Source organism: Pantoea sp. IMH (genome assembly GCF_000599885.1).
GTDB lineage: Bacteria > Pseudomonadota > Gammaproteobacteria > Enterobacterales > Enterobacteriaceae > Erwinia.
Genome location: NZ_JFGT01000006.1, coordinates 644,530 through 658,857 on the forward strand (window position 1 = coordinate 644,530; position 14,328 = coordinate 658,857).

10 protein-coding genes are annotated in these 14,328 nt (G+C 55.2%); 5 read left to right on the plus strand and 5 right to left on the minus strand.

Annotation, left to right across the window (positions count from 1 at the left end; translation table 11 throughout):
- Positions 1-204: 204 nt before the first annotated feature.
- The gene (locus EA20_RS0117455; RefSeq protein WP_024968055.1) at positions 205-996 is read right to left on the minus strand and encodes an MBL fold metallo-hydrolase; all 792 of its coding nucleotides are present in this window, start codon (positions 994-996) and stop codon (positions 205-207) included.
- Positions 997-1,395: 399 nt separating this feature from the next.
- Here EA20_RS0117455 and EA20_RS0117460 point away from each other — a divergent pair, with 399 nt between their 5' ends.
- Entirely contained in the window at positions 1,396-2,424 is a 1,029-nt protein-coding gene (locus EA20_RS0117460) for an LLM class flavin-dependent oxidoreductase (RefSeq protein WP_024968056.1), read from the plus strand.
- 91 nt (positions 2,425-2,515) lie between these two features.
- On the opposite strand, the gene EA20_RS0117465 is transcribed toward EA20_RS0117460, so the two are convergent.
- Complete coding sequence (locus EA20_RS0117465; RefSeq protein WP_024968057.1) at positions 2,516-2,920, minus strand: hypothetical protein; 405 nt, start codon at positions 2,918-2,920, stop codon at positions 2,516-2,518.
- Between the two features lie 136 nt (positions 2,921-3,056).
- Complete coding sequence (gene yddG, locus EA20_RS19855; protein WP_038381716.1) at positions 3,057-3,938, minus strand: aromatic amino acid DMT transporter YddG; 882 nt, start codon at positions 3,936-3,938, stop codon at positions 3,057-3,059.
- 379 nt (positions 3,939-4,317) lie between these two features.
- Between yddG and treZ the strand changes: the two genes are divergently transcribed.
- From treZ to glgX, 3 genes are all read left to right on the plus strand, one after another.
- Entirely contained in the window at positions 4,318-6,105 is a 1,788-nt protein-coding gene (gene treZ, locus EA20_RS0117475; RefSeq protein WP_024968058.1) for a malto-oligosyltrehalose trehalohydrolase, read from the plus strand.
- Positions 6,102-8,633: a malto-oligosyltrehalose synthase gene (treY, locus tag EA20_RS0117480; RefSeq protein WP_024968059.1), complete on the plus strand. Its 2,532-nt coding sequence runs from the start codon at positions 6,102-6,104 to the stop codon at positions 8,631-8,633. Before treZ ends, treY begins: the two co-directional genes overlap by 4 nt.
- Positions 8,634-8,698: 65 nt before the next feature.
- On the plus strand, positions 8,699-10,774 hold the full coding sequence (gene glgX / locus EA20_RS0117485) for a glycogen debranching protein GlgX (RefSeq protein ID WP_024968060.1): 2,076 nt from the start codon (positions 8,699-8,701) through the stop codon (positions 10,772-10,774).
- Between the two features lie 114 nt (positions 10,775-10,888).
- Here the strand turns inward: glgX and EA20_RS0117490 are convergent, their stop codons facing one another.
- Both EA20_RS0117490 and EA20_RS0117495 read right to left on the minus strand, forming a co-directional pair.
- Positions 10,889-11,587, minus strand: a complete 699-nt coding sequence (locus tag EA20_RS0117490; protein WP_024968061.1) for a class I SAM-dependent methyltransferase — start codon at positions 11,585-11,587, stop codon at positions 10,889-10,891.
- A gap of 211 nt (positions 11,588-11,798) precedes the next feature.
- Positions 11,799-12,686 carry a LysR family transcriptional regulator gene (locus tag EA20_RS0117495; protein ID WP_235192665.1) on the minus strand — a complete coding sequence of 296 codons (888 nt, stop codon included), beginning with the start codon at positions 12,684-12,686 and terminating at the stop codon, positions 11,799-11,801.
- 125 nt (positions 12,687-12,811) lie between these two features.
- Between EA20_RS0117495 and EA20_RS0117500 the strand changes: the two genes are divergently transcribed.
- The gene (locus tag EA20_RS0117500; protein WP_024968063.1) at positions 12,812-14,062 is read left to right on the plus strand and encodes an alpha/beta fold hydrolase; all 1,251 of its coding nucleotides are present in this window, start codon (positions 12,812-12,814) and stop codon (positions 14,060-14,062) included.
- Positions 14,063-14,328 lie beyond the last annotated feature (266 nt).

Consider the following 14,328-nt stretch of genomic DNA (forward strand, 5'->3'; position numbering starts at 1 on the left):
AGGCTGGTGGAAAGGTCCCGGTGCAGCCAGGCATACTGATATCGCTTTCCGAATGTCAGGAAGTGTAGGCTATCCGTCAAAAGAGGAAAAACAACCCGATAAAAATGTGATCTGTTTCAAAATATCGGCCTGTATTATCACGTTGCCGGGCTGACACTATCAGGATTCCTGTATTGCCATGCCTTAAGCGCGAAGTCAGCGCGGCTACTCTCTGGTAAGACAATCAATGTATTTCTGGGCAGATTCACTCACAATTTTTCCCGCTTGTGCCTTGATATCCTGGCCTGCAAAAGCGCCATAGAGACGATCAAAATTGAGCTGTTGTGCTTTTTCTGCCATGGAACCGACCACAGTGGCGGGTAACGGCAGCAGATTGGGGTAGCTCCACATAAACGAGACTCGATCGGCACCCGGCGTGACCTGAATGATATCGCCCGCCAGCAGGACGCCATCGCCCTTATGCCAGTGAAGCACGGTTCCGCCGGCAAAATGCCCTCCCATGCGGATCAGGTCAACCTCAGCATTTAAACGCAGTGACTCTCCCTGCCACAGCTGGATAAATGGGCTGTCACGCTGTATCCACTCCCGGTCTGACGCATGTAACCAGATAGGAACATTGAACGCCGCCGCCCAGTCCTGCATGCGGGTATAGTAATGAGGATGGGAGATGGCGATGCCGCTCAGGCCGCCCAGCGCCTCGATAAGGGTTTGTGTAGCGTTATCCAGCAGGGCGATACAGTCCCAGAGCAGATTACCTTCCGGCGTTCTCAGCAGAAAAGCGCGCTGGTTGATGGCAAAGGCAGGAACGGTTTGCAGGCTGAGGAGCTGCGTTTCATGCTGGGTCCACTTATTGGCGTGCTTTGCGTTCAGTTCCTCAACGTTTGTCCATTTCTGTCCGTCCGCGGGCACGTACTGCCGCTCTTCTTCGCATATTGCGCAGCAGGAAGGGTGAGGGGGAGTATCGTATGAGGTGCCGCAGGTGATGCAAATGCTCATGTTTTACCTCTGAAGGGCCGCTGATTTTAATGAACAATGTAGCTGACAGTGACGGTTTGCGCTGGTGGGAAGGAAGAGTAAACGTAGAGTAGTTACAACATACAAATCACTGATTATAACGATGCCTGGAGATCGGTGAAGTGGGTTACGCCTCTTAGTCAGGCAGGGGTAAAGCACGGCTGCTAATCTTGCAAAGGCAACGCTTTCTCGGGTGATGTTATCTGGAAAGTACTTTCGTCCCGGTATGCGACTGAGCAGAGACACAATCCGTTAAGCTCATCTCCAGCCTTGCGTGTCAGAATGCAGGCTGGCGTCCCGTTACAGCATTGGTTCTGTCTAAAAACGCCTCAGCGACAGAAAACGACCTGCCTGTATCCCGAACTAAAAGGCTCTCAAGCAATGAAAAAAATTGGTTTCTTGTCATTTGGCCACTGGACACCCTCAGCGCAGTCGGCCACACGCTCTGCCGCCGATGCGCTGCTGCAGTCGATCGATCTCGCCGTTGCTGCAGAAGAGTTAGGTGCAGACGGCGCCTATTTTCGCGTACACCATTTTGCCCGTCAGCTCAGTGCGCCTTTCCCATTACTGGCAGCGGTGGCCGCCCGCACGACATCTATCGAGATCGGTACCGGCGTCATTGATATGCGCTACGAGAATCCGCTTTATATGGCAGAAGAAGCCGGCATTGCCGATCTGATAAGTGGGGGACGGTTACAGCTGGGTATCAGCCGGGGTTCTCCGGAGCAGGTCGTGGAAGGCTGGCGCTATTTCGGCTATCAGCCAGAGGCGGGAGAAAGCGCCGCTGAAATGGGGCGTCGCCATACCTTAAAGCTGCTCGACGTGCTGCGCGGAGAAGGTTTCGCCACGCCGGAGCCGCAGCCTATGTTTCCCAATCCGCCAGGATTACTGCGTCCTGAACCTTATTCAGAAGGTCTGCGGGAGCGCATCTGGTGGGGATCCGGTTCTAACGCCACCGCTGTCTGGGCAGCGAAACTCGGCATGAATCTGCAAAGCTCCACGCTGAAAGATGACGAAACCGGCGAGCCTTTTCATCTTCAGCAGGCGAAGCAGATCCGCGCTTACCGCAAGGCGTGGCAGGAAGCGGGGCATAACCGTTCACCACGCGTTTCAGTAAGCCGCAGTATCTTCCCGCTGGTCAACGAACGCGACCGCGCCTGGTTCGGCAGCAGTGGGGAAGGTGGCGACCAGATTGGCTACCTGGATGAACAAACGCGGGCCATTTTTGGCCGTAGCTATGCCGCTGAGCCTGAAAAACTGATTGAGCAACTGGCGCGGGATGAGGCTATCGCCGAAGCCGATACGCTTCTGCTTACTCTGCCTAATCAGCTTGGCGTTGACTACTGCGCGCACGTTATGGAAGCCTTTTTGACGCAGGTTGCACCCGCGCTTGGCTGGCGTGATAAATAACGCGGTAGTGAGAAACTCATAGCATGATGGTGACAGCCTTTAGTCACCGCGAACCTACCGGAGGCCAGGGCGGCCTCCGGTAGCAAAAAGATTAGCTTCGTTCGTCCTGAGAGGGCGCCCGTTTTTCAAAGACCGGCTTATCACGGGTGACCGAATAAGCCACGTGGGTGACTTCGGTGGGGCTGGTTGTGATTTCAATCGGCTGGATCGTCACCCGACCAATGCCAAACAGCGTGGGGACATATCCACCCAGCTTATGCTCTCCCGGAGGAAGCCGAAGTTCAGTGCTCTCACCGCGGGCGAGTGCGCCAGCTTCGTTACCATCCACCGTCAGCATGACTGCTGAGCCATCATCGGCCTGTGTTACCAGATGCGAAATATTGACCCGGGTTGGCCCGTTAAAAAAGTCGGGCGAAACCTGCGTGGCCTGCTTAGGCGCACAACCTGTTAATAACATGGCGGCCGTCACTGCGGCCAGGGCGAAACGAAAAATCATTATACCTCGCTTACCTCTGCATCTTCAGAATCGGCTATTTTAGCCTTATCCCACCACAGTTAACAGCCAGACCGGCTCAGTATCGTCTCAAAAATTCGGGGCGAGCCGCAGTATAAAGCAGCTATTTGTGACAGCGTCACCTTTCCCGCGTTGCCCCCCAACAGAGCAGTGACCCCAGGCTCACCATCGCTGCACCCTGCCAGAAAGGAGCAGAAAGTGGTGCCTGGAGAATAAACGAGGCCAGCAGCGCAGAAAATACCGGAATGAAATAGGACGCCGTGGCCATCACGGTAACGTTGCCATGCAGAATGCCAAAATTCCAGGCGGCATAACCAAATCCTATGGCGGCGGTTGCCAGAATAAGGCTGATTAGAACGGATAAATTGACCTGCATTTCCGGCTGGGGCGCAGAGAAAAACTTAAGCCACAGTACCAGCGCGGTTAGCAGAAAAAACAGCGTGATCCCGTTGCTGCCGCGGGCCATTTTCTTTGTCACCACACAATAAACAGCCCAGATAACGGCACCGCTGAAGGCAAGCCCGTAGCTGAGCGGATTGCTGTACAGGTTGTCCCTGATGCTGGCAAATGAGAAGCCTGCGCTGCCACCCAGCACCCGACATATTCCGGCCAGGGCAACCAGCAGACCGGGAATAAGCCACAGGCGCACTTTTTGCTGGTTAACGCAGACCGCCAGCAGGATGGTCATGCCGGGCCAGAGATAGTTAATCATGCCGACCTCAATCGCCTGGGTGCGGGAGGCGGCGTAGCCGAGCGAAAGCGATAGACAGAGCTCATAGCTGACAAAAAGCAGGCTCCCGACAATCAGATAACGGCGCGGGAAGTTGCTCAGCCTTGGCATGCCGACGGTGAACATAAGTAAAACTGCGCTCAGCGTATAAATCACCGCCGCACCGCCGACGGGGCCAAGCCCTTCGCTAACGCTGCGGATCAGGCCAACCAGCGCGCTCCAGAGCAGAATCGCGGTCAGGCCGACTAACGTTGCTCGCTGCTGTGTCATCAGGAAAAAACCTCAGAAAACGTCATGTCCGCTGTTGGCGTTAACGCGACGGGAAAGGGTAACCGGATGATGTGAATAACATTTATGCGTTGAGCCTGTAAAGCCCTGCGGCAGTTTAAAGCGCTGATTGCCTCAGGGAACGCTGCAACAGAGCGGGCCAGGCGGAAGCGAGTTCAGGCAGAGCGGATCGTAAAGGGGATACAGAGAGGAAAGCCGGGGATAATTTAGCGTGCTGAATAGCGCCATGAAGGTTCCTGACTACTACCGGTACCGATCCGGCGACGTTTTGCACGACCATTCGGTTTTTACATATTCGACTATGATTGATTTCTGGCGCTTGACGTTCAATGTTCACTTTCAGTCTTAACGAGGCAATCGAATGGAGTCCAAATCATTTTCTGGAAGTTGGGGGGCCAGCTATGTGGCTGAAGACGAGGTTTGTTTTCGGCTCTGGGCGTCTGGTCAGCAGCGCGTGGCACTGAGACTTTCCGGTGAAGACCGTGAGATGAAACAGGCCGGTGATGGCTGGTTTGAACTGCAGGTTTCCGGCGTTTCGCCGGGTGCCGAATATCATTTCGTCCTGGCTGACGGCATGGTGGTTCCTGACCCGGCATCACGGGCGCAGAAAGCGGAGGTGAATGGGCCATCGCTGGTCACCGATCCTACCCGTTATCGCTGGAAGAATACCGCATGGCATGGCCGACCGTGGATTGAAACGGTGGTCTATGAAATGCATATCGGGACGTTCACGCCCGAAGGCACCTATAAAGCGGCAATCGAAAAACTGCCTTATCTCGCCGGGCTTGGCATCACCATGATTGAAATTCTGCCGCTCTCGCAGTTTGGCGGTGACCGGGGCTGGGGTTATGACGGCGTACTGCTTTATGCGCCGCACGCCGCCTATGGTACCCCTGATGAGTTCAAAGCATTTGTGGATGCGGCACATGGTCATGGTCTCTCTGTGGTACTCGATATTGTGCTTAACCACTTTGGGCCAGAAGGGAATTATCTGCCGCTGCTCTCGCCTGAATTTTTCCATAAAGAGCGGGTGACGCCATGGGGCGCAGGTATCGCCTATGATGTTGACGCCGCCCGGCGTTATATCCTCGAAGCGCCGCTTTACTGGCTGGAAGAGTATCATCTCGACGGCCTGCGCTTCGACGCCATCGATCAGATTGAAGACAGCGCCAGCGAGCATGTGCTGATTGAAATCGCCCGGCGCATCCGCGAGCGCATTGTCGATCGACCGATCCATCTCACCACGGAGGACAGCCGCAACGTCATTTTCCTGCATCCTTACGAAGAAGATGGCACCGCGCCGCTTTTTACCGGCGAATGGAATGACGATTTCCATAACGCTGTGCACGTCCTCGCCACTGGCGAAACCCACGCCTATTACGCTGATTTTGCCGATGAGCCGGAAAAACGTGTGGCGAAGATCCTGACGGAAGGTTTCGCTTATCAGGGTGAAATTTCCTCGCAGTCGGGGGAGACGCGCGGGGTGCCGAGTGCCGGACAGCCGCCGGTCGCCTTTGTCGATTTCATTCAGAACCACGATCAGGTCGGCAACCGCGCTCAGGGCGAAAGGCTGATTACGCTGGCGGGTGCTGACCGTACCAAAGCGCTGCTTGCCACGCTGCTTCTCTCGCCGCATATCCCTCTGCTGTTTATGGGCGAAGAGTATGGCGAAACGCAGCCGTTCCTCTTTTTCACGGATTTCCATGGCGATCTCGCCAAAGCCGTGCGTGAAGGGCGCGCCAGAGAGTTTGCCGGCCATAGCGGTCATGAAGGCGAAAGCGTGCCCGATCCTAACGATGCGCAAACTTTTATGATGTCGAAGCTGGACTGGCAGAAAACGGCAAGCGACGAGGGGCAGGCCTGGCTGGCGCTCACCAGAACGCTGCTGGCGTTGCGTCAGGAACGCATTGTGCCCTTGCTGGCTACCGCTGGCGGCCACAGTGGCAAGGTTGTCGCCACCGCAAAAGGTTTCCTCGCGGTCTGCTGGACGTTCCCACAGGGGACGCTCTCAATCGCCCTTAACGTTGGCGAGGATCCCCAGCCGCTACCCGACTTGCCTGGCGAAACAATTTTTAGCTGGCCGGAAACAACAGACAATCTGCCGCAAAACGCGGTCATGGTTCGCCTGATGACAGGAGAATCCGCATGAGAATCCCAACCTCGACGTACCGGATTCAGTTCCGTAACGGCATGACGTTTGACCGCGCTGCGGGTTTGGTTCCCTATCTCAGGCAGCTTGGTATCAGCCATCTTTATGCGTCGCCGATTTTTACCGCCACACCCGATTCGACGCACGGTTATGATGTCACCAATGCGAACGAAATCGATCCGACGCTGGGCGGGCGTGAAGGCTTTGATCGTATGGTCAGCGCGCTGAAGCAGGCTGGGCTTGGCCTGATCATCGATATCGTGCCGAATCATATGGCTGCTTCGCTGGAGAATGCCTGGTGGCGTGACGTGATAGAACATGGCAGCAAAAGCCGTTATGCGCACCACTTCGATATTGACTGGTCAAGACGGCTGACTCTGCCTTTCCTCGGCGATAGTTTTGAAAGCGTGCTGGAAAGTGGCGATATCAGCGTCAAACCCGATCCAAAAACCGGCAAACCGGCGCTCGCCTATTTTGAAAACTACTATCCGCTTGTGCCGGAAAGCTGGCAGGGGCGCGAAGCGGAAGTGCTGGCCATCACCGATAAGGCGGCCCTTGCTGCGCTGCACGATCGCCAGCCATGGCGCCTGATGTCCTGGCGTGACGCGCCTAACGATCTCTCCTACCGGCGTTTTTTTGAGATAACCGGCCTTGCTGGCGTCAGGGTAGAGGATGATGCGGTATTTGATGACTGTCATCAGCTGATCCTCGAACTTGTTCACTCCGGCGCCGTCGATGGTCTGAGAGTGGATCACGTGGATGGGCTGGCCGATCCGAAAGGCTATCTTCAGCGTCTGCGCCAAAAAGCGGGGCCGGATTGCTATATCACCGTCGAAAAAATCCTCGGTAAAGGTGAGCATCTTCCGGAAGAATGGCCGGTTTCAGGCACTACCGGTTATGAATTTATCGCGTCGCTCTCTGATGTGCTGGTTGATGATGAGAAGATCAGCGACCTGCGCAAGGCCTGGAATGATGTGGTCGGCAAGCCGGTCGATATGAAAGCTGAACTGCGCGCAGCGAAGCTGCTGATGGCGGACAGAAACTTTGCGGGTGAATTTTCCACATTGCTGAAACTCGCCTGCGCTATTGCTGAGAGTGAAGGTGTGGCGCAGCAGGAAACCGCGCTGCGGGCTGCGTTACGCGAACTGCTGGTTGCCTTTCCGGTTTACCGCACTTACGGCACGGAGACGGGCCTGCCGCCTGCCAGCGCCGCATTGCTGAAACAGATCCTCGATAAGGTCAAAACCAGCGATAACGCTCCCGAGCCAGCCGCTCTCGACTTTATTGCCGCACTGCTGACGGGCGATGTCTCTGACGAAGCGTCCGGCGATGCTGCCAGTTTCCGAACGCGGTTCCAGCAGCTTACCGGCCCGCTGATGGCGAAATCGGTGGAGGATACGCTCTTTTTCCGTCAGAACATGGATCTGGCGCTGAACGAAGTGGGCGCGGAACCGATGCCGCGCGTCTTCTCCCTCAGCCGCTTCCATCAGGAGATGAAAACCCGCCTCGAACGCCAGCCCGATGCGCTGTCAGGCACGTCAACCCACGATACCAAACGCGGTGAGGATGCCCGGGCGCGGCTCTATACGCTGACGGAAGCGCCGGACCTCTGGGCAGAAAGCGTTGCGCGCTGGCGCGACATGAACCAGTCACAGGTGGTGACCCTCGATGACGGCCCGGCGCCGAGGCCCGCCGTTGCCTGGATGCTTTATCAGGCGCTGGCTGGCGTCTGGCCGGTCACGCTTCGTCCTGACCAGGCGGAGGAATTGAGAGAACTGGAGGGGCGCTTCCTGGCATTTGTTGAAAAAGCCCTGCGCGAAGCGAAGCTGCGCACCGACTGGGCCGACAGCAATGAAGCCTACGAAAAAGCGGTACTTGATTACGCCAGCCACCTGCTATCTCCTGATAACCAGCTATTCTTAAATGACTTTTGTGACACGCTTCAGCCCTTTATCCGGGCGGGACTGGTTAACGGACTCACCCAGACGGTAATCAAACTGACGGCACCGGGCGTCCCCGATATCTATCAGGGAAGCGAGGCGCTGAACTTCAGCCTTGTCGACCCGGATAACCGCCGTGAGCCCGATTTTGCCGGTCTTGAGAAGATGTTGTCTGGCTATGAAAACAAGCCTGTTATGCAAGCAGGCCGGCTGAATGGAGAGCAGAAGCAGCATATTATCGCCCGCGTACTGCATTTCCGTCAGCAGCAGCCTCTGCTGTTTCGCCAGGGAGGTTATCTGCCGCTTACCGCGACAGGCAGCCAGGCGGATAACGTGATTACCTATGCCCGGGAGGTTAACAATACGGCGTTGATTGTCGTTGCGCCGCGTCTTGTTTTTGGCACAACTGAGGAAAGTCCTGAGACGCCTCATCATACCGGCTGGGCACAGACGCAAGTCAGCCTGCCTGCAACCCTTGCTAACCGACGCTATCGTGACATTCTCAGCGGAGAAGAAATCGGGGTCACCGACGCCATTCAGCTTGATGCTGCCGCGCCCGGATCGCCCCTCATTCTGGTAACGATATAAGTTTGTGAACAATAACAACGAATCGCCTGTGCGAGTAAAACGCAACATTCGAAGGAGAAGAATGAATGTCTGACGGTAAGCATTTTGAAATTACAGCAGGGTCTGGCCAGCATCTCGGGGCCAATTATGACGGTGAAGGGGTTAACTTCGCTATTTTCTCAGCGCATGCGGAACGCGTGGAGCTTTGCCTGTACGATCCCAGCGGAGAAAATGAAATTGCCCGGCTGACCCTGCCGGAATATACCCATGAAATCTGGCATGGTTATGTGCCGGGCCTGCAACCCGGCGCGCTGTATGGCTATCGCGTGCATGGCCCTTACGATCCTGAAAACGGCCACCGCTTTAATCCAAACAAGCTGCTGATTGACCCCTACGCACGCGAACTGGCGGGTGATATTGAGTGGAACGAGGCGCACTACGCCTATGATCTGCTTCACGAAGATAAAGATCTGACGTTTGACGAGCGTGACAGTGCGCCGTTCATGCCGAAATGCCGGGTTATCGATCCCAACGAGTTTGACTGGGAAGACAATAACCGGCCCTCAATTGCCTGGCCGAATACGGTCGTGTATGAAACGCATGTAAAAGGGTTTACCCAGCTTAACTCCGCAATACCTGCTGAACTGCGCGGTAACTTTGAAGGGATGGGCCATAAAGCCTCCGTCGACTACATCAAAAGCCTGGGCATTACTTCGGTAGAGCTTATGCCGGTTCACTGGTTCCCGGACGATCAGCACCTGCTGGATCGTGACCTGAAGAACTTCTGGGGCTATAACACGCTTGCTTTCTTTGCGCCTGCATCACGCTATTACGGGCCGAAAGGGATTCAGGGCTTCCGCGATATGGTGCGCGCTTTCCATGACGCCGGTATCGAAGTGATCCTCGACGTCGTTTATAACCACACCGCGGAAGGGAATGAGCTTGGGCCAACGCTTTCGCTGAAAGGCATCGATAACTTCTCTTACTACCGCACCATGCCCGATCAGCACCGTTACTACATCAACGATACCGGCACGGGCAACACTGTAAATACCTCACATCCGCGCGTATTGCAGATGGTGATGGATTCGCTGCGTTACTGGGCCGAATCGATGCACGTTGACGGTTTTCGCTTCGACCTGGGCACCATTCTTGGGCGCGAGCCGGAAGGGTTCAACGAACGCGGCGGCTTTTTCGACGCGATGATGCAGGATCCGGTCCTCTCCAAACTGAAACTGATTGGCGAACCCTGGGATATCGGGCCGGGTGGCTATCAGGTTGGCGGCTTCCCGCCGGGCTGGGCAGAGTGGAACGACAAATACCGCGACACGGTGCGTGAATACTGGTTAGGCAATAATGTCTCAACTGATTTTGCGGCACGCCTGCTCGGTTCTGGCGATCTTTACGACCAGCGCGGCCGCCGCCCATGGTCCAGCGTTAACTTCGTGACCGCGCATGATGGCTTCACGCTCAACGATCTGGTTTCTTATAACGAGAAACACAATGACGCGAACGGCGAAGACAATAACGACGGGCACAACGATAACCGCTCCTGCAATTACGGCGCGGAAGGGCCGACAGAAGAGGCGGAGATCAACGCTATCCGCGAGCGGCAGAAGCGCAACTTCCTGGCCACGATGATCTTTTCCCACGGTACGCCGATGCTGCTGGCGGGTGATGAGTTTGGTCGCAGCCAGCTGGGTAACAATAACGGCTACTGTCAGGACAGCGAGATCTCCTGGGTGCACTGGGACGATCTGCCGGAAACCTGCGAGGCACTGCGGGAGTTTACCCGTCACATTATCAGTCTGCGTGCCGCTCAGCCGCTGCTGCGCCGTGAGAACTGGCGCGACGGCATGGTGATCGAATGGTTTAACGCCGGCGGCGGTTACCAGCAGGAAGAGCAGTGGGATGAAGGGTCAACGCTGGGTCTTTATATCAGCCGTGACGACCTGAAAGGTCAGGAGGGGATCTGGCACGATGTGCTGATGCTTTTTAACCCGTTTGAAGGCACGGTGCCTTTTGCCATTCCGCAGTCAGGCGAGGGCGGCTGGGTGCTTGAGCTGACCACCTCTGAAGCCCTTGAAAAGGGGCTGGTGATCAACAAAGAAGTGGACTTCGAACTTGAAGGCCGCAGCATCGCGCTCTTCAGACGCCCGTAGTCTTTTCCGTTTAGCATAATGTAACAGCAGGCACTGATAACGCTATCAGTGCCTGGATTCACTGGAACGGCATCAGCTCAGGATCAGCCTGAAAGACAGGACCTGGAGAGGGATTCAGTTCGCCGGTTTTGTTGCCACCCAGCCATGGATCAGCAACGACTGAAAAAAACGCTGCGGCGTCAGAAATCCGGATGCGGTAATCAGGCGTTCGGTCTGTTCTGGCGGCAGCAGAAGCAGACGTTGTTCCATTTGCGCTTTCAGTTCCTGAGGCGTGCGTTTGGTGTTGCTGGCAAGGGAATGCATGCCCGCCCAGGCAACCAGTTTCTCCTCAAAATCTTGCGCAGCCATATCCCCAGCAATTTCAGCGGTAATCATCTTAGCACCGGGTAGCAGCTGGGCGTGCATTTGCTGATAGATCCCATTGCGCGTATCTGACTGAATAAAATGGGTAACCAGCAGGCAAAGGGCAGCATCATAGTCACCGCTGACCGGCATATCGCCAAGATAGCCTTCGGTCAGCATGCAGCGTTCACTTAACCCTTTGCGTTGCAGCTTTTCGGCGCATACGGCGAGCATATCAGGAGAGGGAGCCACGCCCGTAAAGCGCCAGCCCGGGTGCGTTTCAGCCAGGCGAACTATCTCCGATCCGGTGCCCACACCTACGCATAAAATCCTCGCATCTTCAGGGAGATCGCGCAGCAGGATCGAAATAAGCAGATGGAGATTATGCGAAATTGCGTCCATCGCGGCATTATAAGCGTCGTATTGCCGGGAAAATTCGCTATTAAAGATATCATTAGTGTCATTGTTCATCAGGATCCTCGCAGTGCACCCACGGCTAGTCTTAGACTGATATAGCTTATACGGGTAATGCTTTTTGTGCCGGATAACCAATACCCAGCGATCGAGGCACTCTGACGCGTTCAGGATGCGTAGGCTACGTTCAAATTATCGATACGATAAGCGTGGAGACAGAACCAGTTAGCCGATGCCAGAGTTCACTATTGGTCCACTAACCCAGTTTTTAGCGCAGCTGTGCCTCGCTAAGCATTTCCAGCAGGAAATCACTGACGGCCCGCACGCGCGTGGAGGCTGTGAGATCGGCATGGCTGACCAGCCAGATATCCTCGGCAAAAACCTTCTCTGCTGGCAATACCTCAGTCAGTTCTGGGTAATGTGAAGCGATAAAACAGGGCAGTACGGCCAGTCCAAGCGCCGCTCTGACGGCGGCAATATGGGAATCGAGGCTGGTGACCACCAGTGCCGGCGTGTGCTTCGGGCATGTTTCGCTGAGCCATCTGGCCGCCGGAAGATGGGCATAAGCTGTATCCCAGCTGATAAATCTTCTGCCGCTAAGCGGCTCCGCTTCAGGTGCCGGATGCTGACGCAGGTAGGCTTCGCTGCCATAAATCGCCGATCTGATGCATCCCGCCCGGCGGATCTTGAGCGTCTGCTGGACAGGCCGGATCAGGCGAAGCGCCAAATCCGCATCATGACGACTGACTGAAACCGTGTTTACCCCGGTGATGATCTCCAGCGTGATGCCGGGAAACCGGGCGGCAAAACGCGGCAGGGCGGGAATAATAAGATGGCTTGCCAGCGTTGACGCGGTAGCCAGGCGAACCGTACCGGTCGGGTGCCGATCGTAGCCCGCTATATCGCTTTCGAGCTGGAGCACTTTCTCTTCGACTTCTTCCGCATAACGCATAAGGTCCCGTCCGGCGTCGGTCAGGAAATAGCCAGACTGATGATGGATAAAAAGCCTGACGCTGAGCGCCGTCTCGATCATACCGATCCGCCTTGAAACCGTAGACTGACTTACACGGAGCGCTTCCGCCGTTTTTGTCAGGCTCTGCGTTCTGGCCACGGTAAGAAAAAATCGCAGATCGTTCCAGTCCATCTTCTGAGCCATTTTTATTTTCTGTTTATGGAAAATGATTCCCCTATTTTATCCCTGTTTATCCCCCGTCGGTAGAAATAAACTGCCCAGCATCAGCAGCCCCGTTTTGGCGGTGCTTTCTCTACCGGAGTGAAATAATGACATTGATAAACAAGCAGCAGACAGCGGCAGCAAAACCCACTGATGTGGTGAAAGCCTATCTGGAAGCATTTGCGTGCGAAGCGTGGGATGAGGCCGTCGCGCTGCTGGATAAAGAGGTTGTGTGGCATGTGGATGGGGATGTAAAGGTGCAGACGGTAGGCGTGCTGAAGGGGGCTGAACAGGTAAAAACCTGGCTAGAACGTTTCCCTGAACACTTTACGCCGCTGGACTTTACGCTCAGCGAGTTTATTGAACAGGATAATAACGTTCTGGTGCTGGGACGTTTTCGTCACCGGATAGCCCTGACGGGAAACAGCGTTGGCAGCGATATGATTATCCATTTTCAGGTAATGCGGGGCAAAATTACCCGCTACCAGATATTTGAGGATTCCGCGCTTCTGAGCCGGGCATTCAATCCCCACGACGACTGGCAGCAGCAGCAAATTAAACTCAACGGCAGGGTTTATCATTACCGTGAACGCGGAGAGGGGCCAACGCTATTTTTTGCCCATGGTCTGTTTGCCGATCACACTATTTTCACCGAACAGGTGAACAGGCTGAGCCAACATTTTCGCTGCATTGTGATCGATATGCCGGGCCACGGGCAAAGCGGCTACGATCCCGAAGGCTGGACGCTTGATGCGATAAGCCAGGATTTTGCTCTGATGATCCAGGCGCGCTCGCTGGGTAAGGTGATTTTTATTGGCCAGAGCCAGGGCGGGATGGTGGGGATCAGGCTGGCAGCCCGTTATCCGGAATGCGTATCGCGGCTGATCCTGATTGGTACCAGCGCCAGAGCTGAATATCCGGAACGCCTCGCGGAATGGCAAACGCGGCGGGAAATTTTATCCGAAGGAAATGCGCAGGATCGTGAAGCCGTGTTGAGGGCGATGCAGGCACAGATTTATGGCGAACAGGCGTTATTGACTCAGGCGGATTTTCTTTCAGAAGAACGCGGCAAGCTGATGGCTTTACCGCCTGTTGGCCTGGCGCTGGCGATTGACGCCGCCGTTTTTACCCGTGGCGATATACGGGCGCTGCTGCCTTCTGTTGCTATTCCTGCGCTGATCCTCTGCGGTGAAGAGGACCGGGCAACGCCCGTGGCATTAAGCCAGGAAATAGCAGAGGCGTTGCCGTTTGCCTCGCTCGTCATTATTGCCGGGGCAGGCCATCATCCTGTGGTGGATGCCGCCCGGGAAGTGGCGGAGGCGATTGAGCGTTTTTTACTTCCTGAAGGCGACGTTTAAACCGGGATTACTTTATTTCGAAAAATACGTAAGGCATTAATGCATGTTGGTTGTGTAAACAGGCAGCGGGATCGTAATAAGGGCCATCCCACTTACATATAATTTTACCACCAGCGTCTGCCACCAGTATACCAGGTGATGAAATTAGTCAGATACAAAAAAATAGCGCTGGATTAATTTTCTTAAAATCCTCTTTATTAGTTACGTGTTCCTGTTACGGAAATAACACGTTAATCGTTTCCGGGTGAAACCATTCAGGCGCTATT

Coding starts and splice junctions, on each gene's coding strand:
- EA20_RS0117455 (WP_024968055.1), bottom strand. CDS start 996: ATGAGCATTTGCATCACCTGCGGCACCTCATACGATACTCCCCCTCAC.
- EA20_RS0117460 (WP_024968056.1), top strand. CDS start 1,396: ATGAAAAAAATTGGTTTCTTGTCATTTGGCCACTGGACACCCTCAGCG.
- EA20_RS0117465 (WP_024968057.1), bottom strand. CDS start 2,920: ATGATTTTTCGTTTCGCCCTGGCCGCAGTGACGGCCGCCATGTTATTA.
- yddG (WP_038381716.1), bottom strand. CDS start 3,938: ATGACACAGCAGCGAGCAACGTTAGTCGGCCTGACCGCGATTCTGCTC.
- treZ (WP_024968058.1), top strand. CDS start 4,318: ATGGAGTCCAAATCATTTTCTGGAAGTTGGGGGGCCAGCTATGTGGCT.
- treY (WP_024968059.1), top strand. CDS start 6,102: ATGAGAATCCCAACCTCGACGTACCGGATTCAGTTCCGTAACGGCATG.
- glgX (WP_024968060.1), top strand. CDS start 8,699: ATGTCTGACGGTAAGCATTTTGAAATTACAGCAGGGTCTGGCCAGCAT.
- EA20_RS0117490 (WP_024968061.1), bottom strand. CDS start 11,587: ATGAACAATGACACTAATGATATCTTTAATAGCGAATTTTCCCGGCAA.
- EA20_RS0117495 (WP_235192665.1), bottom strand. CDS start 12,686: ATGGCTCAGAAGATGGACTGGAACGATCTGCGATTTTTTCTTACCGTG.
- EA20_RS0117500 (WP_024968063.1), top strand. CDS start 12,812: ATGACATTGATAAACAAGCAGCAGACAGCGGCAGCAAAACCCACTGAT.